Source organism: Undibacterium sp. 5I1 (assembly GCF_034314085.1).
Classification (GTDB): Bacteria; Pseudomonadota; Gammaproteobacteria; order Burkholderiales; family Burkholderiaceae_D; genus Undibacterium.
In genome coordinates this window covers 3,167,293-3,190,296 of record NZ_JAVIWI010000001.1, presented here as the reverse complement: position 1 = coordinate 3,190,296, position 23,004 = coordinate 3,167,293, and the positions used below count along the sequence as shown (strand labels likewise).

General features: G+C 47.6%; 16 protein-coding genes. 13 read left to right on the top strand and 3 right to left on the bottom strand.

Going from position 1 to position 23,004, the window contains the following annotated elements; translation table 11 throughout:
* The first annotated feature begins 45 nt into the window (after nt 1-45).
* From rplK to RGU72_RS14000, 9 genes are all read left to right on the top strand, one after another.
* Nucleotides 46-477, top strand: coding sequence for a 50S ribosomal protein L11 (rplK, locus tag RGU72_RS14040; protein WP_186886082.1), 432 nt, complete (start codon nt 46-48; stop codon nt 475-477).
* Nucleotides 477-1,172, top strand: coding sequence for a 50S ribosomal protein L1 (gene rplA, locus RGU72_RS14035; RefSeq protein ID WP_322120318.1), 696 nt, complete (start codon nt 477-479; stop codon nt 1,170-1,172). The genes rplK and rplA overlap by 1 nt, the downstream gene beginning before the upstream one ends.
* A gap of 296 nt (nt 1,173-1,468) precedes the next feature.
* Entirely contained in the window at nt 1,469-2,005 is a 537-nt protein-coding gene (gene rplJ / locus RGU72_RS14030) for a 50S ribosomal protein L10 (RefSeq protein ID WP_322120317.1), read from the top strand.
* Nucleotides 2,006-2,055: 50 nt separating this feature from the next.
* Entirely contained in the window at nt 2,056-2,424 is a 369-nt protein-coding gene (gene rplL / locus RGU72_RS14025; protein WP_322120316.1) for a 50S ribosomal protein L7/L12, read from the top strand.
* Between the two features lie 254 nt (nt 2,425-2,678).
* Nucleotides 2,679-6,785, top strand: coding sequence for a DNA-directed RNA polymerase subunit beta (gene rpoB / locus RGU72_RS14020; RefSeq protein WP_322120315.1), 4,107 nt, complete (start codon nt 2,679-2,681; stop codon nt 6,783-6,785).
* Nucleotides 6,786-6,983: 198 nt separating this feature from the next.
* Entirely contained in the window at nt 6,984-11,210 is a 4,227-nt protein-coding gene (rpoC, locus tag RGU72_RS14015) for a DNA-directed RNA polymerase subunit beta' (protein ID WP_322120314.1), read from the top strand.
* A 410-nt stretch (nt 11,211-11,620) separates the two neighbouring features.
* Nucleotides 11,621-12,460 carry a biotin--[acetyl-CoA-carboxylase] ligase gene (locus RGU72_RS14010; protein ID WP_322120313.1) on the top strand — a complete coding sequence of 280 codons (840 nt, stop codon included), beginning with the start codon at nt 11,621-11,623 and terminating at the stop codon, nt 12,458-12,460.
* Between the two features lie 104 nt (nt 12,461-12,564).
* Complete coding sequence (locus tag RGU72_RS14005; protein ID WP_322120312.1) at nt 12,565-13,407, top strand: type III pantothenate kinase; 843 nt, start codon at nt 12,565-12,567, stop codon at nt 13,405-13,407.
* 60 nt (nt 13,408-13,467) lie between these two features.
* Nucleotides 13,468-14,154, top strand: a complete 687-nt coding sequence (locus RGU72_RS14000; RefSeq protein ID WP_322120311.1) for an SPOR domain-containing protein — start codon at nt 13,468-13,470, stop codon at nt 14,152-14,154.
* A 125-nt stretch (nt 14,155-14,279) separates the two neighbouring features.
* Here the strand turns inward: RGU72_RS14000 and RGU72_RS13995 are convergent, their stop codons facing one another.
* Entirely contained in the window at nt 14,280-14,858 is a 579-nt protein-coding gene (locus RGU72_RS13995; protein WP_322120310.1) for a PilZ domain-containing protein, read from the bottom strand.
* Nucleotides 14,859-15,129: 271 nt separating this feature from the next.
* Here RGU72_RS13995 and RGU72_RS13990 point away from each other — a divergent pair, with 271 nt between their 5' ends.
* From RGU72_RS13990 to RGU72_RS13980, 3 genes are all read left to right on the top strand, one after another.
* On the top strand, nt 15,130-15,612 hold the full coding sequence (locus RGU72_RS13990) for a cache domain-containing protein (protein ID WP_322120309.1): 483 nt from the start codon (nt 15,130-15,132) through the stop codon (nt 15,610-15,612).
* Nucleotides 15,613-15,930: 318 nt separating this feature from the next.
* Complete coding sequence (hutG, locus tag RGU72_RS13985) at nt 15,931-16,797, top strand: N-formylglutamate deformylase (protein ID WP_322120308.1); 867 nt, start codon at nt 15,931-15,933, stop codon at nt 16,795-16,797.
* Nucleotides 16,794-18,158 (top strand): formimidoylglutamate deiminase, encoded by a 1,365-nt coding sequence (locus RGU72_RS13980; RefSeq protein ID WP_322120307.1) that lies wholly within the window; start codon nt 16,794-16,796, stop codon nt 18,156-18,158. Before hutG ends, RGU72_RS13980 begins: the two co-directional genes overlap by 4 nt.
* 392 nt (nt 18,159-18,550) lie before the next feature.
* Here the strand turns inward: RGU72_RS13980 and RGU72_RS13975 are convergent, their stop codons facing one another.
* Complete coding sequence (locus RGU72_RS13975) at nt 18,551-20,011, bottom strand: M48 family metallopeptidase (protein ID WP_322120306.1); 1,461 nt, start codon at nt 20,009-20,011, stop codon at nt 18,551-18,553.
* 4 nt (nt 20,012-20,015) lie between these two features.
* Nucleotides 20,016-22,151: a hypothetical protein gene (locus tag RGU72_RS13970; protein ID WP_322120305.1), complete on the bottom strand. Its 2,136-nt coding sequence runs from the start codon at nt 22,149-22,151 to the stop codon at nt 20,016-20,018.
* A gap of 237 nt (nt 22,152-22,388) precedes the next feature.
* Here RGU72_RS13970 and RGU72_RS13965 point away from each other — a divergent pair, with 237 nt between their 5' ends.
* The gene (locus RGU72_RS13965; RefSeq protein WP_322120304.1) at nt 22,389-22,826 is read left to right on the top strand and encodes a hypothetical protein; all 438 of its coding nucleotides are present in this window, start codon (nt 22,389-22,391) and stop codon (nt 22,824-22,826) included.
* The last annotated feature ends 178 nt before the right edge of the window (nt 22,827-23,004 follow it).

Sequence of the window (23,004 nt, the reverse complement as noted above, 5' to 3'; positions counted from 1 at the left end):
TACTGCTATGCCGGGCGCTACTACTCAACTAATGAAGGAGCCATCATGGCAAAGAAAATTATTGGTTTTATCAAGCTGCAAGTACCAGCTGGTAAAGCAAACCCATCCCCGCCAATCGGACCAGCTTTGGGTCAACGTGGTTTGAACATTATGGAATTCTGCAAGGCGTTTAATGCCCAGACCCAGGGTGTGGAACCAGGTATGCCGATTCCTGTTGTGATCACTGCATTTGCTGATAAGTCTTTCACTTTCGTGATGAAGACGCCTCCAGCAACCTATATGATCAAAAAAGCAGCTGGTATCACTAAAGGTTCAGCGAAGCCTCATACTGATAAAGTTGGTAGCATTACACGTAAGCAAGCAGAAGAAATCGCGACAACAAAACGCGCTGATTTGACTGCCGCTGATATGGACGCAGCAGTGCGCACTATCGCGGGTTCTGCGCGCTCCATGGGTATCACGGTAGAGGGATTGTAATGGCTAAGTTATCTAAAAAAGCAAAATTGCTCAAAACTAAAGTTGATCGTTTAAAAGTTTACTCTTTTGATAATGCGGTAACTTTGATCAAAGAATGCGCAACAGCAAAGTTCAATGAATCCATCGACGTTTCAATCCAACTTGGTGTTGATCCAAAGAAATCGGATCAAGTAGTTCGCGGTTCAGTTGTATTGCCTTCCGGTACTGGTAAAACAGTTCGCGTTGCGGTATTTGCGCAAGGCGCTAAGGCTGAGGAAGCAAAAGCTGCCGGTGCTGACATCGTTGGTATGGAAGATTTGGCTGAACGTGTTAAAGCCGGCGATATGCCGTTCGACATCGTTATTGCATCTCCAGATACAATGCGTATCGTTGGTACTTTAGGTCAGATTTTAGGCCCACGTGGTTTAATGCCTAATCCAAAAGTTGGTACTGTGACTCCAGACGTTGCGACAGCAGTTAAAAATGCAAAAGCAGGTCAAGTTCAATACCGTACAGATAAAGCAGGGATTATCCATTCAACTATCGGTCGTAAATCTTTCGCTGATGGTGATCTGAAGGCAAATTTGGTAGCGTTAGTTGAGGCATTGAATAAAGCGAAGCCAGCTTCCAGCAAGGGTGTTTATCTGCGTAAGATTTCTCTGTCATCCACAATGGGTGCTGGTGTACGCGTTGACCATAGCAATCTGGCAGGTTAATTAAGAATTAAGTCCGTACATTGATAAAGATGTACGGCCAATCTTTGGGCTGGCTAATAAATTTTAATTAGTCAGAGTGTCAAAGACCGTTGGGCTTAATTTATTTCTAATAAGTTAAGTTAAATCGCAAGAGAGTAATCTCAAGTACCCAACGCAGATGGTGTACCCGGGTAAGTTTTGTAGTTACATACTGTTAATCCAGTAAAACTCCTAACTTCGGACGCCGTGTTCGAAACGATATGAGGGAGACACATCATCCTGATGTGAAGACTGAGTATCATAATTGGAGGTTGACCGTGAGTCTCAATCTGAATGATAAAAGAGCCGTCGTCGCTGAAGTCTCTGCAAAAGTAGCAACTGCTCAGACTATCGTCGTAGCTGAATATCGTGGTATCCAGGTCGGTCATTTGACGCAATTGCGTGCTAACGCACGTGCTCAAGGTGTGTACATGCGTGTATTGAAAAATACACTTGCACGTCGTGCTGTTGAGGGAACTGTGTTTGCAAGCCTCGCTTCTGAAATGACTGGTCCGTTGATCTATGCGATCTCGGAAGATGCTGTTGCAGCTGCAAAAGTTGTTCAAGATTTTGCAAAAAGCAATGACAAACTAGTCGTAAAGGCAGGCAACTATGCTGGTAAATCGCTAGATAAAGCTGGCGTTATGGCATTGGCAAGCATTCCTGCTCGTGAAGTGTTGTTGGCGCAAGTGTTAGGTATGATGCAGGCTCCTGTATCCAGCTTCGCACGCGCTTTGGCAGCTCTCGCAGCAAAGAAAGAGTCTGATTCACCTGCAGCACCAGTAGCAGAAGTTACTGAAGCCGTTGCTGAATAAGATTTTTCGTCAAATACTGAATTAATGTAATTTATAAATTGGAGTTTCAAATGGCAATTAGCAAAGACGATATCCTGGAAGCCGTAGGCGCGATGTCCGTAATGGACTTGAACGACTTGGTTAAGGCATTCGAAGAAAAATTTGGCGTATCTGCTGCTGCAATGTCTTCTGGTCCAGCCGCTGGTCCAGCTGCTGCTGTAGAAGAGCAAACAGAATTCAACGTGGTTCTGACTGAAGTTGGCGCAAATAAAGTTGGCGTAATTAAAGCAGTTCGTGAATTGACAGGTTTGGGCTTGAAAGAAGCCAAAGACGTAGTTGATGGTGCACCGAAAACAGTTAAAGAAGCTGTTTCTAAAGCTGATGCTGAAGCTGCTAAGAAGAAATTGGAAGATGCTGGCGCGAAAGCAGAAATTAAGTAATTTTGTAAAAATAAGGCAGATCTTGGGATTTGCCTAAGTCAAAGGCAGGAATCTTCTCGAAAGAGAAGGTTCCTCTTTGGCTTCTTTGTCGTTGTAATGATGTTGTTTAGATAATGTCGTTTCAGTTGTATTTTTTTGTTCTGGAAATTCATAAGGTTAAGGGCTGAGACTTGAGGTTTCTTTCTGCAAGTTCAACTGAAATTGCATTTTGAATCCTGAATTCTCCATCCTTCCTTGTCACTAACGGAGTGTCCATGCACTACTCATTTACTGAGAAGAAGCGCATTCGTAAGTCTTTCGCGAAACGCGCTAACGTTCACAACGTTCCGTTCCTGCTGGCGACCCAGCTCGAGTCATATTTAGGTTTTTTACAAGCCGACAAAACAGCGTCTGCGCGTAAAAATGAGGGCTTGCAGTCAGCCTTTACCTCTATATTTCCGATCGTGTCGCATAACGGGTTCGCACGTCTAGAATTTCTATCCTATGTTTTAGGTGATCCAGCTTTTGACGTCAAGGAATGTCAGCAGCGCGGCCTTACTTTTGCATCTCCTTTACGTGCCAAGGTACGTTTGGTAATTCTTGATAAAGAATCGCCAACTAAACCAGTTGTTAAAGAAATGAAAGAGCAAGAAGTCTATATGGGTGAATTGCCACTCATGACGACTACAGGCTCTTTCGTTATCAACGGTACTGAGCGGGTTATCGTTTCTCAGTTGCACCGTTCCCCTGGCGTGTTCTTTGAGCATGACAGAGGTAAGACTCACTCATCAGGTAAATTATTATTTTCGGCAAGGATTATTCCTTACCGTGGATCATGGTTAGATTTTGAGTTCGATCCTAAAGATATTTTGTTCTTCCGCATCGATCGTCGTCGCAAGATGCCGGTCACTATCTTGTTGCGTGCTATTGGCATGAACAACGAGCAGATACTGGCAAACTTCTTCGTATTTGATAACTTTACTTTGCATAATGACGGCGCTGAAATGGAATTCGTTTCTGAGCGTCTGCGTGGCGAGGTTGCACGTTTCGATATCTCTGATAAAGCCGGTAAAGTCATTGTCGCCAAAGATAAACGTATCAATGCCAAGCATGTACGTGAGATCGATGTTGCTGGTATTAAGCATATTTCGGTTCCAGAAGATTATCTGTTGGGTCGCGTATTAGCTAAAAATATCGTCGATGGCGATACTGGTGAAGTTATTGCTAATGCAAATGATGAATTGACAGAAGAATTGATGGGTCGCTTGCGTGACGCGAAGGTTGGAACTATCCAGACTTTGTACACCAACGATTTGGATCAAGGTTCTTATATTTCTCAGACTTTGCGTGCTGACGATACAGCGGATCAGATGGCTGCTCGCGTCGCAATTTATCGTATGATGCGCCCAGGCGAACCGCCAACAGAAGATTCAGTCGAAGCCCTGTTCAATGGCTTGTTCTATAGCGAAGATCGTTACGATTTATCCGCTGTTGGTCGTATGAAGTTCAACCGCCGTATCGGTCGTGATGAGTTGACTGGCGCGATGACCTTGTCTAACGAAGACGTACTGGCAGTGATTAAGATTTTGGTGGAACTGCGCAATGGTCGCGGTGAAGTCGACGATATTGATCACTTGGGTAATCGCCGTGTTCGTTGTGTTGGTGAGTTGGCTGAAAATCAATTCCGTGCTGGTCTGGTGCGTGTTGAGCGTGCGGTCAAAGAGCGTCTGGGTCAGGCTGAAGCCGACAACCTGATGCCGCATGACTTGATCAATTCCAAGCCTATCTCTGCTGCAATTCGTGAGTTTTTTGGTTCCTCACAACTGTCTCAGTTTATGGATCAAACCAACCCATTGTCTGAGATCACGCACAAGCGCCGTATATCTGCACTTGGACCTGGTGGTTTGACACGTGAACGTGCAGGTTTTGAAGTGCGTGACGTTCATCCGACTCACTATGGCCGCGTCTGCCCGATCGAGACACCAGAGGGGCCAAACATTGGTTTGATCAACTCACTGGCCTTGTACGCTCGTTTGAATGAATATGGTTTCCTAGAGACGCCATATCGTAAGGTAGTTGATAGTAAAATCACGCAACAAATCGATTACTTGTCCGCGATTGAAGAAGGTCGTTACATTATTGCTCAGGCGAATGCGACGATTGACGGTGCTGGCACATTAGTTGATGAATTGGTGTCTGCCCGTGAAGCGGGTGAAACGATTCTAGTTTCTCCAGAGCGTATCCAGTACATGGACGTGGCAACAGGTCAGGTAGTTTCTGTCGCAGCATCTTTGATTCCTTTCCTGGAGCACGATGACGCGAACCGCGCTTTGATGGGTGCCAATATGCAGCGTCAAGCAGTTCCTTGCTTGCGCCCTGAAAAAGCATTTGTCGGTACAGGTATCGAACGTACTGTCGCAGTCGATTCTGGTACAACAGTACAAGCATTGCGTGGCGGTAAAGTCGATTACATCGATGCGGGTCGTATCGTTATTCGTGTGAATGATGCTGAAGCACAAGCTGGTGAAGTCGGTGTAGACATCTACAACTTGATCAAGTACACACGTTCTAACCAAAATACCAATATCAACCAACGTCCTATCGTCAAAGTCGGCGATATGGTTGCGAAGGGGGACGTTTTGGCTGACGGTGCCTCCACCGATCTGGGTGAATTGGCTCTCGGTCAAAACATGCTGGTTGCATTTATGCCATGGAATGGTTATAACTTTGAAGATTCGATTCTGATCTCTGAAAAAGTAGTAGCTGATGATCGTTACACATCGATTCACATCGAAGAGTTATCTGTTGTTGCTCGTGATACCAAGTTAGGTGCAGAGGAAATCACTCGTGATATCTCTAATCTGGCTGAGAATCAGTTGGCACGTCTGGATGAGGCCGGTATCGTTTATATCGGTGCTGAAGTAACTGCTGGCGACACATTGGTTGGTAAGGTAACGCCAAAAGGCGAAACACAACTGACACCAGAAGAAAAACTACTGCGCGCGATTTTCGGTGAAAAAGCATCCGACGTTAAAGATACTTCCTTGCGTGTGCCGTCTGGCATGGTTGGTACTGTTATTGACGTTCAAGTGTTCACTCGTGAAGGTATCCAACGCGACAAACGTGCTCAACAAATTATTGATGATGAGCTGAAACGCTATCGTCTTGATTTGAATGATCAGTTACGTATTGTTGAAGGTGATGCCTTTGAACGTCTGGAACGTATGTTGATCGGCAAAGTAGCTAATGGCGGCCCAGCTAAATTAGCAAAAGGCAGCAAGATTACTAAGGAATACTTAGCTGATTTGGATAAATATCACTGGTTTGATATTCGTCCGGCGGATGATGATGCAGCTAAAGCTTTGGAAGCGATTAAAGATTCCATCGCTGAAAAACGTCATCAGTTCGATCTGGCTTTCGAAGAAAAACGTACCAAGTTGACACAGGGCGATGAACTGCCACCGGGCGTACAAAAAATGGTCAAGGTTTACCTTGCTGTTAAACGTCGCTTGCAACCTGGTGACAAGATGGCGGGTCGCCACGGTAACAAAGGTGTGGTTTCACGTATCGTTCCTATCGAAGACATGCCTTACATGGCCGATGGTACTCCAGCTGACATCGTGTTGAACCCATTGGGTGTTCCTTCACGGATGAACGTTGGTCAGGTTCTGGAAGTACATTTGGGTTGGGCAGCTAAAGGTTTGGGTCTGCGTATTGGTGAAATGTTAAAAGCCAAAGTGAAAATCGAAGAGCTACGTGGCTTCTTGAAACAGATTTATAACGAATCTGGTAAAAAAGAAGACATCGATGGTTTTTCTGATTCCGATATTTTGGAATTGACAAGTAACCTGAAAAACGGTGTTCCGTTTGCAACACCGGTGTTCGATGGTGCGCATGAAGGCGAAATTCGTCGCATGCTTGATTTGGCTTATCCTGACCATATCGCTAAGCAACTCGGTATGACACCTTCGAAGAACCAAGTGACTTTGTATGATGGTCGCACTGGTGAAGCATTTGAACGTAGCGTGACGGTTGGTTATATGCACGTACTGAAATTGCACCATTTGGTTGATGACAAGATGCATGCTCGCTCGACTGGTCCTTACTCTCTGGTTACTCAGCAGCCACTCGGTGGTAAAGCGCAGTTCGGTGGTCAGCGTTTCGGTGAGATGGAAGTTTGGGCTTTGGAAGCGTACGGCGCATCGTATGTCTTGCAAGAGATGTTGACAGTGAAGTCGGATGACGTGAATGGTCGTACCAAAGTGTACGAAAATCTCGTCAAGGGCGATCACGTGATCGATGCCGGTATGCCGGAATCCTTCAACGTGTTGGTCAAAGAAATTCGCTCCCTCGGTATCGATATCGATCTCTCACGGGATTAAGCGACAACTAGCAGTATTGGCCGTCTCTGAGCAAATACTTGGAGACGGCATTAGTATTTATAGCCGTTTAGAATTTTTTGTTCCCGGTATTGGCGGAACCTACTTAAAACCTAGGCTCTCCCGTTGATGCGAACAGGGTTTAAGCAAAAAACTCTTGTACCATCCAGCACTAGCGTTTACCTCACTGGAGTGACACACATGAAAGCACTGCTCGATCTATTCAAGCAAGTTCAGCCTAACGAACAATTCGACGCGATCAAAATTGGTCTCGCGTCTCCCGAGAAAATCCGTTCGTGGTCCTACGGCGAAGTAAAAAAGCCGGAAACCATCAACTATCGTACTTTTAAGCCAGAGCGCGACGGTTTGTTTTGCGCCAAAATTTTTGGCCCTATCAAAGATTATGAATGCCTGTGCGGTAAGTACAAGCGTTTGAAGCATCGCGGTGTTATCTGCGAAAAATGTGGTGTAGAAGTTACTCTGGCTAAAGTGCGTCGTGAACGCATGGGTCATATTGAGTTGGCTTCTCCAACTGCACACATCTGGTTCCTGAAGTCACTGCCATCCCGTTTGGGCATGGTACTGGATATGACTTTGCGGGATATCGAACGTGTTTTGTATTTTGAAGCCTATGTTGTGACCGATCCTGGTATGACTCCGCTGAAAAAATGCCAGATCATGTCGGAAGATGATTACGCTGCTAAGTATGAAGAGCATGGTGATGAGTTCACGGCGTTCATGGGTGCAGAAGGTATCCGTGAATTGCTGCGTTCTATCGACATCGACCGTGATGCAGAGACTTTGCGTGTTGAACTGAAAGAATCAAAATCTGAAGCCAAGATCAAGAAATACGCCAAGCGTCTGAAAGTACTCGAAGCATTCCAACGTTCTGGTATCAAGCCAGACTGGATGATCATGGAAGTACTGCCAGTATTGCCGCCAGAATTGCGTCCGTTGGTACCGTTGGATGGCGGTCGTTTTGCGACTTCCGATCTGAACGATTTATATCGTCGCGTCATTAACCGTAATAATCGTCTGAAGCGCCTGATGGAGTTGCGCGCACCAGAAATCATTACCCGCAATGAAAAGCGTATGTTGCAAGAAGCCGTCGACTCATTGTTAGACAATGGTCGTCGCGGTAAAGCAATGACAGGCGCGAATAAGCGTCCGCTGAAATCATTGGCTGAAATGATCAAAGGTAAAGGCGGCCGTTTCCGTCAAAACTTGTTGGGTAAGCGCGTCGATTATTCTGGCCGTTCCGTTATCGTGGTTGGTCCACAACTGAAATTGCATCAGTGCGGTTTGCCTAAGTTGATGGCGTTGGAATTGTTCAAGCCTTTTATTTTCAATAAATTGGAATTAATGGGTCTGGCAACAACGATCAAAGCAGCAAAAAAATTAGTTGAGATCCAAGAGCCAGTGGTTTGGGATATCTTGGAAGAAGTAATCCGTGAACATCCGATCATGTTGAACCGTGCGCCGACATTGCACCGTTTGGGTATTCAGGCGTTTGAGCCAGTGTTGATTGAAGGTAAAGCGATCCAGTTGCATCCACTGGTCTGCGCCGCATTCAATGCCGACTTTGACGGCGATCAAATGGCGGTTCACGTTCCTTTGTCGATCGAAGCGCAAATGGAAGCCCGCACACTGATGCTGGCATCCAACAATATTCTGTTCCCGTCTAACGGCGAACCGTCTATCGTACCTTCGCAAGATATCGTATTGGGCCTGTACTACGCTTCCCGTGAAAAAATTAACGGTAAGGGCGAGGGCATGATGTTCCCTGATGTTTCAGAAGCGATCCGCGCCTGGGACAACAAGGAAGTCGAACTCAGCACACGTATCACCGTGCGTATTACAGAATTTCCAAAAGATCTGGAAACGGGTGAGTTCGTCAAAACCATCAAACGTTACGAAACCACGGTTGGTCGCGCAATTTTGTCAGAAATTCTGCCAAAAGGTTTGCCGTTCACCGTACTCAATCGTGCGTTAAAGAAAAAAGAAATTTCCAAACTGATCGATACATCGTTCCGTAAGTGCGGCCTGCGTGCAACGGTTGTATTTGCTGATCAACTGATGCAAATGGGTTTCCGCCTCGCGACACGCGCTGGTATCTCAATCTGTATCGATGACATGTTGGTACCACCGCAAAAAGTTACCCTGATTGCAGCGGCTGAGCATGAAGTGAAACAGATCGAGCAGCAATATGCGTCCGGTTTGGTAACTGCTGGTGAGCGTTATAACAAGGTTGTCGATATCTGGGGCAAGACCGGTGATGAAGTCGGTAAAGCCATGATGGATCAACTCAAGGTAGAAGACGTCATTCGCCGTGATGGTACTAAAGGTACGCAAGAATCTTTCAACGCGATTTACATGATGGCTGACTCCGGTGCGCGTGGTTCTGCTGCACAGATTCGTCAGTTGGCAGGTATGCGCGGACTGATGGCGAAACCGGATGGTTCGATTATTGAAACACCGATCACCGCGAACTTCCGCGAAGGTCTGAACGTGTTGCAATACTTTATTTCCACTCACGGTGCACGTAAAGGTCTGGCCGATACCGCGTTGAAGACAGCGAACTCCGGTTACTTGACACGTCGTCTGGTTGACGTTACCCAAGATCTGGTCGTGATCGAAGATGATTGCGGTACAGCCAACGGTGCGTCAATGAAAGCGATTGTTGAAGGCGGTGAAGTCAACGTGCCTTTGCGTGATCTGATTTTGGGTCGTGTTGCAGCCAACGATATCGTCAATCCAGAAACACAGGCCAATTTGTATGATGCAGGTACCTTGCTGGATGAAAACGCTGTAGAAGAGATCGAACGTCTGGGTATCGACGAAGTCAAAGTACGTACGCCACTAACTTGCGACACACGCTATGGTTTGTGCGCTATGTGTTACGGCCGTGACCTCGGTCGTGGTTCTATGGTCAATGCGGGTGAAGCAGTTGGTGTTATCGCTGCGCAGTCGATTGGTGAGCCAGGTACTCAGTTGACAATGCGTACCTTCCACATCGGTGGTGCCGCATCCCGTGCAGCGATTGCGTCTTCCGTTGAAGCTAAGTCCAACGGTACGATTCGTTTCACCGTTACCATGCGTTATGTGACTAACGGCAAAGGCGACCAGATTGTGATTTCCCGTTCCGGCGAAGTCTTGATCACGGATGACCACGGTCGTGAGCGCGAACGTCATAAAGTACCTTACGGTGCAACATTGATCGTTAAAGATGGTATGGTCATCAAAGCTGGTACAGCGTTGGCGACTTGGGATCCACTGACACGTCCTATCATTACTGAATACACCGGTACTGTGAAGTTTGAAAACGTCGAAGAAGGCGTTACCGTTGCTAGACAAGTCGATGATGTCACTGGTTTGTCTACACTGGTCGCAATCGATGCAAAACGTCGCGGTACTGCAGGCAAAGCGGTTCGTCCACAGGTCAAACTGTTGAACGAACAAGGTGAAGAAGTCAAGATCTCTGGTACCGAGCACGCAGTAACGATCGGCTTCCAAGTCGGTGCTCTGATTACGGTCAAAGATGGTCAGCAAGTTCACGTTGGTGAAGTATTGGCACGTATCCCGACTGAATCACAAAAGACTCGTGATATTACCGGTGGTCTGCCGCGCGTTGCTGAGTTGTTTGAAGCACGTTCACCAAAAGATGCAGGTATGTTGGCTGAAGTCACAGGTACGGTTGCGTTTGGTAAAGAAACCAAAGGTAAGCAACGTCTGGAAATCACCGACATGGACGGCGAGAAACACGAATTCCTGATCACCAAAGACAAACAAGTCTTGGTACATGACGGTCAAGTTGTGAACAAAGGTGAGATGATTGTTGACGGCCCAGCCGATCCACAAGACATTCTGCGTTTGTTGGGTATCGAAGCGCTGGCACGTTACATCGTTGATGAAGTTCAGGACGTGTACCGTTTGCAAGGCGTTAAGATCAATGACAAGCACATTGAAGTGATCGTACGTCAGATGTTGCGTCGCGTTGTTGTGGTTAACCCAGGCGATGCAAACTACATCATCGGTGAGCAAGTTGAACGTTCTGATTTGTTAGGTGAAAACGATAGAGTTGCTGCTGCTGGCGGTATCCCTGCGACATATGAAAATATCTTGCTCGGTATCACTAAAGCATCCTTGTCGACAGATTCTTTCATCTCGGCAGCGTCCTTCCAGGAAACTACACGCGTTCTGACAGAAGCAGCGATTATGGGCAAGAAAGATACCCTGCGCGGCCTGAAAGAAAACGTCATCGTTGGTCGTCTGATTCCGGCAGGTACAGGCTTGGCATTCCACCGCGCTCGCAAGTTGAAAGAAACTTGGGAAGCCGATGAACGCACAGCCTTGTTGCAAGCAGAAAAAGCAGCATTCGCGCCAATGCCAGAAACGGCAACATCCGATGCAGCAGACGGCGAAGCGTAATCTAATGCTAGGCATGCATTATTTGCAAGCAAGCTAAGCCAATGTAATTGCAAAAAACGGCACCGCAGCTAGTCTCCGGTGCCGTTTTTATTTTGTAAATTGTTTAGAAATTTGCATACAAATGCGCCACCAGCAAGCGCGGCGAAGTTTGATATGAATACTTGATTATCTGTAAAATCTGCCGAAGCTGTTAGTCGTAAATTTAATATACTGGTAATGAGTATTTTAAGTTGTCCATATAAAGCTTGGGCAATCAGTCATTTTTATAAAAAATGAGGGGGAGTATATTGTTTTATTCAGAAAAACTATTTCGCTTTTCTGGCTGTGTTCGTCTATTCTTTTGATCGGTTTTTAAGCTCTGGTTCTTATTCGCCAGCAACGCATTTTTTAAATCACGCAGTCCTATCCGTATGACAACAACAATCACAAGTACACCCGGCACACTCAGCACACTCAGCCCATTAAGTACCAACCAGATTTTGCCTCTGCGCGATCAGTATGGTGCGCAGGTAGATGTTGAAGTCGTAGCTGAAACCGGCTCAACTAATGCTGATCTGATGGCGCGTTTAGGCGACTTGCAAGCGCCATTGCTGAGGATTGCGGAGCGTCAGACCGCTGGTCGCGGACGTGCTGGTCGTGTCTGGCATTCAGCACCGGGCGGCGTGTTGACATTCTCTTTGGCGTGGCGTTTTAAACGTGGTGTACAAGCTGGCAGTGCGCAAAGTTTATCTGGCTTGCCGTTAGCGGTTGGTACCGCAGTGGCCGAGGTTTTGTTGAGCCTTGGTGTGCCGGTGCAGTTGAAATGGCCAAATGACATACTCAAAGACAAAAAAAAGCTGGCTGGTATATTGATAGAAACCGCCAGCACCAATGACGACGCGATGTGGGCGGTGATCGGTATAGGCCTCAACTTGCGCGTGCCCGAGGCGCTGGAAGCCGAGATTGGCCAAGCCGTAGCCGATGCGCCATGGCTGGCACAAATGGACAGAAACTTACTGATGGCGCATTTGCTTAATGCGCTGGCAAAGGCCTTAGAACAATTCCAGCAACACGGTTTTTCAGCCTTTGCCGCACGCTGGAATGCGCTGCATGCTTATGCGCAGCAAAATGTGTTGATACTGGATGGCGGTGAGCAACGGCATGCAGGGATCGCATTGGGCGTAGATGCAACGGGTTGTCTGGTATTACAAACCGAGCAAGGGCAGGTGACCGTCGTGGCAGGTGATGTATCCTTGCGTCCGGTTCCATAAAAATACAGAACGTAAAGAGTGCTAGTCCTAAAAACCAAAGCATCTAAACCAAGGCGTCTGAACCAAAGCGCCATCACAAACAGTAGATTGAGGAAAACGCCTGCATGTTGCTATTAATCGACGCCGGAAATACCCGCATCAAATGGGCAGTGCTTGCCGAATCCGGTTTGACTGACTTGCCCTTGCGTGCGGTACCGGTATGGTTGCTGTTTGATTCCGTCAGTCACGCAGAGTCAGACCAATTACCCGTTGCTTGGAAAGCACTCCCAGTGCAGGGTATATTGATCAATCGTATTGTGATTTCTAATGTTGCTGGCGGCGACTTCAAAGCGACTTTAATCAATTATCTGGAGCAAGCGTTTTCGTTAGCAAGCTCCAAGCTCGCGCCCGAATTTTTTGCCTCGGCAGCGCAAGTTGCCGGGGTTAAAAACGGCTATCGCAATCCAGCGCAATTGGGTTGCGATCGTTTTGCCACTGCCATTGCTGCGCATGCCTTGTATCCGCAGCAATCGCTCATTGTTGCCACATGCGGCACCGCGACGACGATAGATGCGCTGAGCGCCGATGGCGTGTTTCACGGCGGGATGATTTTGCCCGGTTTAAAACTAATGGCGCAGTCACTGGCAAAAAATACCGCGCAATTGCCCCATGTTGCTGAGAGTATTTCACTGATAAATTTGTTCGCCGATAATACCGAGTCTGCGATAGTCAGCGGCTGCATAAATGCCCAGGTCGGTGCTTTAGAACGCGCCGTTGCACGCTGGCAGGCTTTACAAAATACGCCGGTGACTTGTCTCATTTCAGGTGGTGCGGCAACTTATCTTCTTCCTCATTTGACGCCGGATCTTGGCATTGCCTGTCAGCATGTGGATAATCTGGTGTTGACGGGTTTGGCCGTAGTTGCATCGATGCACACTACTGTCAACTTCAGCCAACCGCAGCTTTAGCAAGAGCAGTCAACCATTAACAAGCTAAATACCGCATCCACCTCTAATCATGAATAAATTATGCTGAGATTTTTTTTCTGGAGCTTGCTAATACTGAATGCGTTTTTAATCGCCTTCAATCTAGGCTATCTTGGCAACTGGGACATGGATGCCCATGAGCCGCAAAGAATGGTTAAGCAACTGAACAGCGATCAGTTGCATGTGATCTCTGCCAGCCTGGCGCTGGCACCTGCGCAAGTGCCCGAGGAGCGAAAAAATGATGTGCAGGCTTGTCTGCAAATCGGTAATTTTTTACAAGCAGATGCAAGCAAGATTGAAGACAAACTAAAGACCTTGGCGCTCGGTGATCGTCAATCACGGATTAATGTGGTCGATGCAGATACCGTGACCTATATGGTTTTTATTCCATCTCAAGGCAGCAAAGATGGTGCCGACAAAAAAGCCGGTGAATTACGTCGCCTTGGCATCACCGATTTTTTCATTGTGGTGGATCAATCAAATCTGCGATTTGGCATTTCACTCGGCGTATTTAAAACCGAAGATGCGGCCAAAGCGCATTTGAATAAACTCAGCAATAAAGGCGTACACAGCGCCCGCATTGGCGCACGTACCCTCACTACTAACAAATTTGCTTACCAATTACGTGCGCTCAGTGCAGAAGAAAAAGCCCGCTTTGATATCATCAAACTCGACTTTTCAGAGCAAGATGTACGCAACTGCCAATCCACGGCATATAGTAAAAATTAAGCAAAAACTAAGCAGAAACTAAGCTGATGAGGCACGCTCTTGCCCGCTAATTAGTGGCGGTAAGAGTGGTGTGGGACTTGTGACAGAGCTGGCGCTAAAAACGTGAGGCTTGATTCGGTTCAAACTCACATTTCTGAGTACGAAATTCCACCCGCATTGCTAATCTCTAGCCTCTCTTCCAGCAATTTTTTATCGCCGCTGCGGAAATCCACAAACTCCAGACCGATGCGAAATAATTTTTGCGACAAGATGGTGTAATTCATGCGGCAACTAATTTCCAGAATCTTCTCTTTAGTGCCTGCATTCAGCGGCGGCAATGCCAGTAGCAAAATCACTTTACCCTCATAAAAGACATTGTGATCGCAATGGATACTCAAACCTCCCAGCGATATCTCGTTGACGCGTCCATGGAAAGTCTTTTTGCCCATGCCACCTTCATACACAATCGCCATGCGCCATTTAACTAGATAACGTTTATAAATGCGATTGTTGGCGCGGGGCAGCCTGGTCGAAATAGAAATAGGAGCGAAGTTGGAGGGCGCACTTGTCTGCCCACTTGATGGCTCACTTGATGAAGTATCCGCTGAAGCATCCGATAAGGCATTCTTAGCCTCTTGCAGAGGCTCGCCATCCACGTCGTCCAGTTCGTCTTCGACAAGGTCTGACTGGTCTTGCGCAGGTTGGTCGCTATCTGGATTTTTCATAGGGGCGATCTATTAAAACTCGATATTAAAACTTGAGGTTAAAACTTAAATACGTCTTAGAAAGTTACCTAAAAATTATAAGCGCATTAACCATCCATTGTTACATTTGGGTTGTAACAGCCAGTACAACTTCTGCCGTCTCTAACATGTCGTGTTGTTCTAATTCATGCATAAGTAGTTTGTGTCTGACTTAAGGATGGATTATGCTAAAACCGCCAACAGTTTTTTTCAATAATTCTGTGGCAACTCTAATAATATAACAGGAGACAATATGAAAGCATTCATCAAAATATTGGTAGCGACCGTATTCGCCGGTGTATTTGCCATCTCATTTACCGGTAGCGCCTTGGCTGTCGAGCACGGCAGCGCGCAAGAGGCAACCGATCTGGTAAAGAAGGTAATTACCTATTACAAAGCCAATGGTAAAGAAAAAACATTTGCCGAGATCAATGATCCCAAAGGACAGTTTCTCGTGAAAGATTTATATATCTTTGCCGGCACGGTCAAAGGCGGCGGTCCGACGCTGGCACATGGTGCTAACCCTAAATTGATCGGTAAAAGTTTAGGTGAATTGAAAGATGTGGACGGCGTTTTTTTCGTCCGTAAAATGACGGAAGTCGCTGCCAGCAAAGAAGGCAAAGGCTGGGTTGACTACAAGTGGCCAAACCCGATCACCAAAGTCTTAGAGCAAAAAAGCACCTACGTAGAACGAGTCGACGATCTTTATTTTGCCTGTGGAATTTATAAAGGATAGTCCAATACTTCTGCGGCTTGCAGAAGGAAAACCTCCGCTAAGCCGCAGAACGACTGGACATTCCATTTGACTGTCTAAAAACCGTTTAATCGACGTGCTGTAGCAGGATGCGCTGTGTGTACCGCAGTAATCCTTAGCAAACCGTAACGAACAGTAAGTATGCCGGTGCGCTTCCGCGTACCCTACTTATCATGATCAGGTCTCATTAAAAGTTTTTAGACGTCTTTCATATCTAAGAACTCAGCGACAACAATCCCGGCAGCAATAAGTCACTACAATTACGATACACCTGAGAGTTTTTTTCAAGAGAAGTTCATCATGCAACCCGTATTCCATTTCCAGCAAGGCAGTGTGCCTTTATTGATTTCTATGCCGCATGTCGGCACCAACATCCCGCCCGAAGTCAGCGCCCAGTTAGAGTCTGTGGCTTTTGATAAAGCGGATACCGACTGGCATTTGCCCTTGCTCTACAACATGGCGCAAGACTTGGGCGCCTCAGTAATCCATGCCGATTACTCACGCTATGTGATTGATCTGAATCGTTCCCGCGATGACAGTAATCTGTACCCGGGGCTGGATACAACGGGCTTGTGCCCGGTCGATACCTTTACCAAACAAGCTTTATATCCCGCAGGTCAAACGCCCGATGCGGCAGAAGTGCAGCGACGTATTGCGACTTACTGGCAGCCGTATCACGATCAATTGCAGCAAGAGCTGGACCGCTTGCGTGCGCAGTTTGGGACAGTGATTTTGTGGGATGCTCATTCGATTGCGTCGCAAGTCCCGCGGTTTTTTCAAGGCAAATTACCTGATCTGAATTTTGGTACCGCAGATCAAAAATCCTGTGATCTCGGTTTGCAGCAAGCGCTGATGCATTGCCTGCAAACGTCAGCAGAGGCGCAAACTTATAGTCATATATTTAATGGTCGCTTTAAAGGCGGTTACATCACCCGTAATTATGGTCAGCCGCATGATGGTGTCCATGCAGTGCAGCTAGAAATGAGTCAGTGCATCTACATGGATGAGCCAGCACCCTATGCCTATCGCCCTGATCTGGCGGCACAAGTGCAGCCATTACTGCGACAGTTACTCACAACCTGCCTGGAGTGGGCGCAACAGCAATCGCACTTTCAATTAAAACCTCAGGCGAATCCGCCCACTTCAACCAGCATGGTGCAGTCTTGAGTGCTACTTTATTTGCCCGCAATGCCTATCTTGCTGATGGTTGGGCCAAGAACGTCAGATTGAGTTGGAGTGCAGACGGTGATCTTACAGAAGTCATTTGTGATGCGACGCCTGACGCACACGAGGTACAGGAAGAATTTGTCCTGCCTGGCATGATCAATTTGCATTCTCATGCCTTCCAGCGTGCAATGGCGGGTATGACCGAAATCGCAGGCGAGGGACCGGATAGTTTCTGGACCTGGCGCGACCTGATGTATCGCATGGCGTTGCAAATCACGCCTGAACAGATGGAGGCGATTGCCGCCCAGTTATATATGGAATGCCTGCGCCATGGGTATACCAGTGTGTGCGAATTCCACTATCTGCATCGCGCGCCTGACGGCGGGTTTTATGCCAACATGGCAGAGACCGCGCAACGCGTGATTGCTGCCGCACATACTACCGGCATGGGAATCAGCATGTTGCCGGTGCTGTATAGCTTTGCCGATTTTGGTGACGTGCCGCTGCGGCATGACCAGCGTCGTTTCTCTACCAATACCAAGCAGATTTTGCAGTTGATCAGCCAGTTAGAAACCGCACGTAATGGTCAGGTTGAGGTCGGTGTCGCACCGCATTCGCTACGCGCTGCTAACGTGGCACAGATCAAGGAATTAGTGGCTGCTTTGCCAGCGAACAGGCCAATTCATATTCACATTGCCGAACAACAGAGAGAAGTCGATGCCTGTATTGCGCACAGCGGCAAACGACCAGTGCAGTTGTTGTTGGATACCCAGCAAGTCGATCATCGCTGGTGTCTGGTGCATGCCACCCATCTGGACAAAGCTGAGCTAGCAGCGGTTGCAGCCAGCAAGGCCGTCGCGGGTATCTGCACAACGACGGAGGGTAATTTGGGTGACGGATTTTTTGATCTGCCGGATTACCTTGCTGCGCAAGGTCGCTTTGGCATCGGCAGCGATAGTCACGCTTCGCAAAGTCCCATCGAGGAATTGCGCTGGCTGGAATATGGTCAGCGGCTGCGGCTGCAAGGCCGCAATATCGCCAGTCAAACAGGGCAGCGCCGCGTTGGTGATTTTTTATGGCATGCCAGTTTGCAAGGCGGAGCGCAGGCATCCGGTCGCCAGGTTGGCCAACTTGCGATTGGTAAACGGGCTGATATGTTAGTGCTGGATGATCAGCATCCTAATCTGCAAGGCTTGCCAGTGGCAGATTTACTCAATACCTGGATTTTTGCAGGCAACGATAATCTGGTGCGTGATGTGCGTGTTGGCGGTCGCCTGGTAGTGCAGCGCGGACGGCATGTGGAGCAAGATCGTATTCAGGCTGGGTATGCCGATTGTATGCGGGTGTTGCGGCAGTCTTAAGGAAAAAAATACAGGTGGAGTACGCTCATTAGTTCACCTGTTATCTATCTCAATAAACGATTTTATTGGGGAGTATGTTGATAAATAGGGCATATTGTCCATATAATATCTGGACGATTAAAAATACTATTACCTAGTATAAATATATTATTCTCATAAATTATTCTCATAAATTATCTTAGCCGATCACACTGCGCATCCAAGCTTAAACCCAGATTTTCCATTGGACCGCTACCACTTCGCAAAAAACGCAGAGGGCGTGCGGTCTTCAGAGGGATAGCACCACCGCGATTTGAGTGGAAACGCTACAGCGACAAGTTCGCCAAAGGCACACTTGTCGCTGTTCCAATGGAAAATCTGGGTTAAATCAAATTTCTAGATCAAACTCCAAATCAAATTTTTAAGTCAAACTGCGCCAACTGTACCGACCGCAGCGAGCCGCCTAAGGCTTGTTGTAACAGCTCCGCAGGTTGTATGGCTTTATCCTCACGCAGCATTACCCAGGGCTGACCTGGCGTCGCTTTGAGTTTGAAGCCACGATGGATCAGACAGGCTGCAATCCATTCTTCTAAAATATCCAGCACATGATTACGTTTGCCTTGCGGCGATAAAAAACTCACACCTTCTGGTTTTAATTTATCCCAAGAGTCCTCGGGACGCTGCGCCATTGTCACCAGTTCAGTGAACGCCAGTTGCTTGGGATCCATCCAGCTACCAGCAAAACGTTGCTGGATTTGTGTTTGCAGCACCTGTTCGCCAAACGCATCCCAGTCGCTCGTCGTTAGTTTGTCGGCATCAAACAAGGCATACCAGGCGGCTTCGGTAGCTTGTTCGCCTCCCAATAATTCCCAGCAATGGGACAGCGGAGGAAAGCTAGGTTTGGCGCCCGGCACCAAGGCACTTACCCGCTCTTCCAATGACGGATGGGTATCAAACTCGGATGCCTTGCGGGTCTCCGCACGTTTGATCGCCACCTGCACTGCAGCGCGCTTGACACCTAGTTTGCTAAAGCGACGGAAGCCTTCAAAAATCGGCATCCGTGCGCCACGGTTGATGGCGGGACCAAGCTCATAGTCCAGATAGGTCGACCACATAGGATCAATCAGATGGACTTTTTCCAGCGCGGTGCGGGTAGCGACGATGCCGAAGGTTTTGGATGCCAGCGCATCTGCCGCAAACTCTTGCGCGCGCGAGACACTGGACGACAAACGCAAAAACCATTTGCCGTAATAGCTAAATAACAGATCCAGAAAAAATAAAGAATCATCCAGATCGGTAACGGTATGCGCAATCGACATGCGGGTGCGGTACACCCAAGGTCCTAGCGATAAATCACCCGCCACAAAATGACCAAATTCATGCGCGATGACAGAACCTAATTCTTGCTCAGACAAGGTACCAAGCAAGGGCAAGCCAAGGCCGACCTCTAGGGTTTTAATTTTGCCTTGCCAGTTGCGTTTGCCGCTAATGAATGCGCTGGCAGCGCCGATTAAATGGATATTGACCGGCGCTTGAATATGCAGCCTGGTAGCGATTTTTTCTACCATGGCATACAGCGGCGCTGCGGTCTCGCGCGATAGTGGCTTGGCAGTGGAGGCAGTAGTTTTTTCACGTTGGCGAGGGCGTAGTGAATACGCCAGACTCAAAGCCGCAAGCCCTGCCACGATGCCAGTGAACTGCAACGATGAACGGTAATGCAATTGGGCGAACGGTATCCATAACAGCCCTATCACCAGGCCGATGGCGAGCAACCAGAAACCCAACCACAAGGCCAGCACCAGGCTAGCGCGCTGAGCAATCTGAGGCCCTTTAGTTCTGGATTTATTTATTTTGGAATTGGTCGTTGTATCCATGGGTTTAGCCTTGCCATTGATTGAGTGCGGTACTGATGACGCCATGCAGAAGATCGGTTCTAGCGGCGCGGGCGCGCAGGGCGCTGCGCTCCGCCGCTGCCAGTTGAGTATTGCGGGACCGGATCAGATAAGCGGCAGCCTGAATATCCAGTTCAATATCAAACTGCTCCAGCGAGATATCTTCACCGCGTAAATATCCTTGCAGAGCCGTTTCTTCGGTTTTTGATAAATGTAAAATCCCTTGCAACTTGGTGAGCAATACTTTGTCGTTGGTACGCACAGCTTCGCCATACAGCAGAGTGAGCTGGTCGGTTCCTAAACTGCTTATCTGGTTGCGGCTGAGATCGCGCGCTATGGTGAGGGCGGTCGCTGGCGCATTGCGCAAAGCCATTGCTAATTTGATTTCTGGAAGCAGGGCGTTTTGCGGCAATGTCACGGGCAAGCCAGAACGCACCCGATAAAAATCCAAGGCTCTAAAATTTTGCTCATCACCCGGCAAGGCTTTCAGGTAGATCTCAGGATCAGCGCCAAAATAACGGGCAACTAAGCCAAAGTCTGCGGCATGTCCGGCACGGTTATCTGCCACCTTGTCACGTACCGCCGCATTGAGTAAATTCATCGCCTCAAAGCCACGACGCAAAGCGACCTTTATACGGACTTCAACATCCAGCAAACGCGCTGCATCGCTAGGGGATAACTTATGCAGCCGCGTGATGTCATTGTTTGCGCCCTGATAGTCACCATGCGCCGCTTTGCGCCAGACCAGACTACGCAGAATATTGGGATCTTGCGGGAATTTTTGCGTCAGGTTCTGCATCGCATTAATTCCCTCATCGCCAGACTGTAAAGAGGCAAACAAATATTGTGCATTGGCGGAGTCGGGTTGCTGTTTTGCGCGTTCACCATATTCACTTAACAAAGCTTCGTGCTGACCAGCTGCTTCACGAATATTTTGCACCATGCGCTCGTACACCATATCGCCAGGTTTGGCTTGCATGATACGGCCAGCAACTCGCATAGCCTCTGCGTTAGACACACTCTGCGCAGTCACAATCGCAGCGCTGGAGTAGCGTATGTCCCAGTCATGCAGTTGTGCCAATGCTTCGGTCGCTCTGGCAATCTCTTTTTCTAAACCATGATCCATCGCGTAGTTGATGCAAGCAAGCACGCCTGGCGTCTTGTCGCTGGTGGCGACGGTCAGATGATTAATGCTGATGCTGGATTCATGCTTACTCATGCTCATGGTTTTTGGCGGCTCTTCAAATGCGTATTTGACGTTGCTCAGTTCAATAAAACGCTTGCCGCAATACACTATCTGGCTGCCTTGATTTTCAGGATTCTCGGGGGCGACTTTGCTGTACACGATCGTATTTAGCAGCAGCGGTGCAGCGCCTGCGATGTTCCAGATACTGTAACTGTCGCTGCTGTTGAGGGTTTCATCAAATTGATCGATCACGCCGGCCGCTTCAGCCGCTTCAGTCACTTTGGCGGAGTTGGTCGCAGTCGCGGTACCGTGAACTTTTCCTGCTTTCAGATTGACCGTGGCTCTGCCCTGAGCCGGCAAAGTGATGGTCTGATGATCAAAATTGACTGTCAGCGGCACATCAAAGCCATTGAGCAACAGCAGGTCTTGCGAGTTAGATTCGTGGTAACTATGCGCCGCGCCAGACAGCACCAACACCACCGCGCTCAATGCCAGACCACGCGTGTACAGCCAGCCTAAAATCCCCAGCGGCGCACGGGCGTAAATTTGCCATTTGCGTGACCCTGTACTTTTGACGACATACGCACCTAGCGGTATCAGCGGTATCACAAACAAAATGACAAACGCATGCAAAGCAATATAGCTATCGTCCAGATCCTTTTCTGCCTTGCCAACAAATCCAAAGCCGACCGAGTTGATATTGCCCAGCGATGGTGTCCCCCTGAGTGGCTTGGCAAACAAACGCCGTTCACTGGTCAGCAGACGCAGGACATCGGCGTGTTCGGGCAGACGGCGGAATAACTTCGCCAACACCAGCGCCCGATATACTTTGAACGGATCGCCACTCTCAATCGCCCGGCTAATTTTCGGGTCATCAACTAAGGACTGCAACTCCGGTATACGTTGTAGTAATTGAGCGGGATCAGATATCGACATTGGCGTTGATGTAAGAGTCTAGGGTGAGAGAGCGAAAACGTGAGCGAAAACGAGTATAGCAGCAGGTTTATTGTTCAAAAGCACTAAATCGGGCTTGTTGCGGGAATGGTTGTTTTTGAAGGGAGTAAGCTTATTAATTCTTATGCGTTTTAGCAACCGACCTCTCTACGGTAATTCGATTGCGCAATACTTGGATAAAATGTTCACAACTCACATAAAAAATTAAATGAATAAATGATGAATTTCAAACTCGCGATTTCGCGTCTTCCGTTTCAATGGAGTATTTTTATAAATTTTGGTTTGTTTTGTGCTGCCAAATTTCTCTTGGATAAATTCGACTTTCATTTACCAAATAATGTAGCTTCAATAGCATTGCCGCTTACTGTTGGCGTTCTATCTGTAATGGAGATATTTTTTTCCATGTTTATTAAACGGCCTCAAATAAGTATTTGTATCTCTATCCTTCTCATTAGCGTCTTGTTTTGTCTTATCCCATTCGGGATAATTTTAGCGACCGATTTAGAGATGGAAATGATATTTCAAATAGTTAAAATCTCTCTAGTAATTGCCATCGGCGGCGGCATCTTGAATTGGCTTATCTATAAAGCGGTTAAGCGTAATAATGCTCACTCGATAAATGTAGCTGAGTTACAAAATCCAAAGTACTTTGGTTGATTTTTCTCAAAAAAATGATGTTTTACCTATTAAATAAATGTAGTTATGCTACATTAATAATCGGAAGTAGCTCTCATCCCTTAGCATAATTATCTCTGCTGTCTTCCAGGCTGTACATGCTGGCATGGTCTTTTGCTACGCATTTTTGTTACCCATTTGCCTTACACCGCAAGCTGCA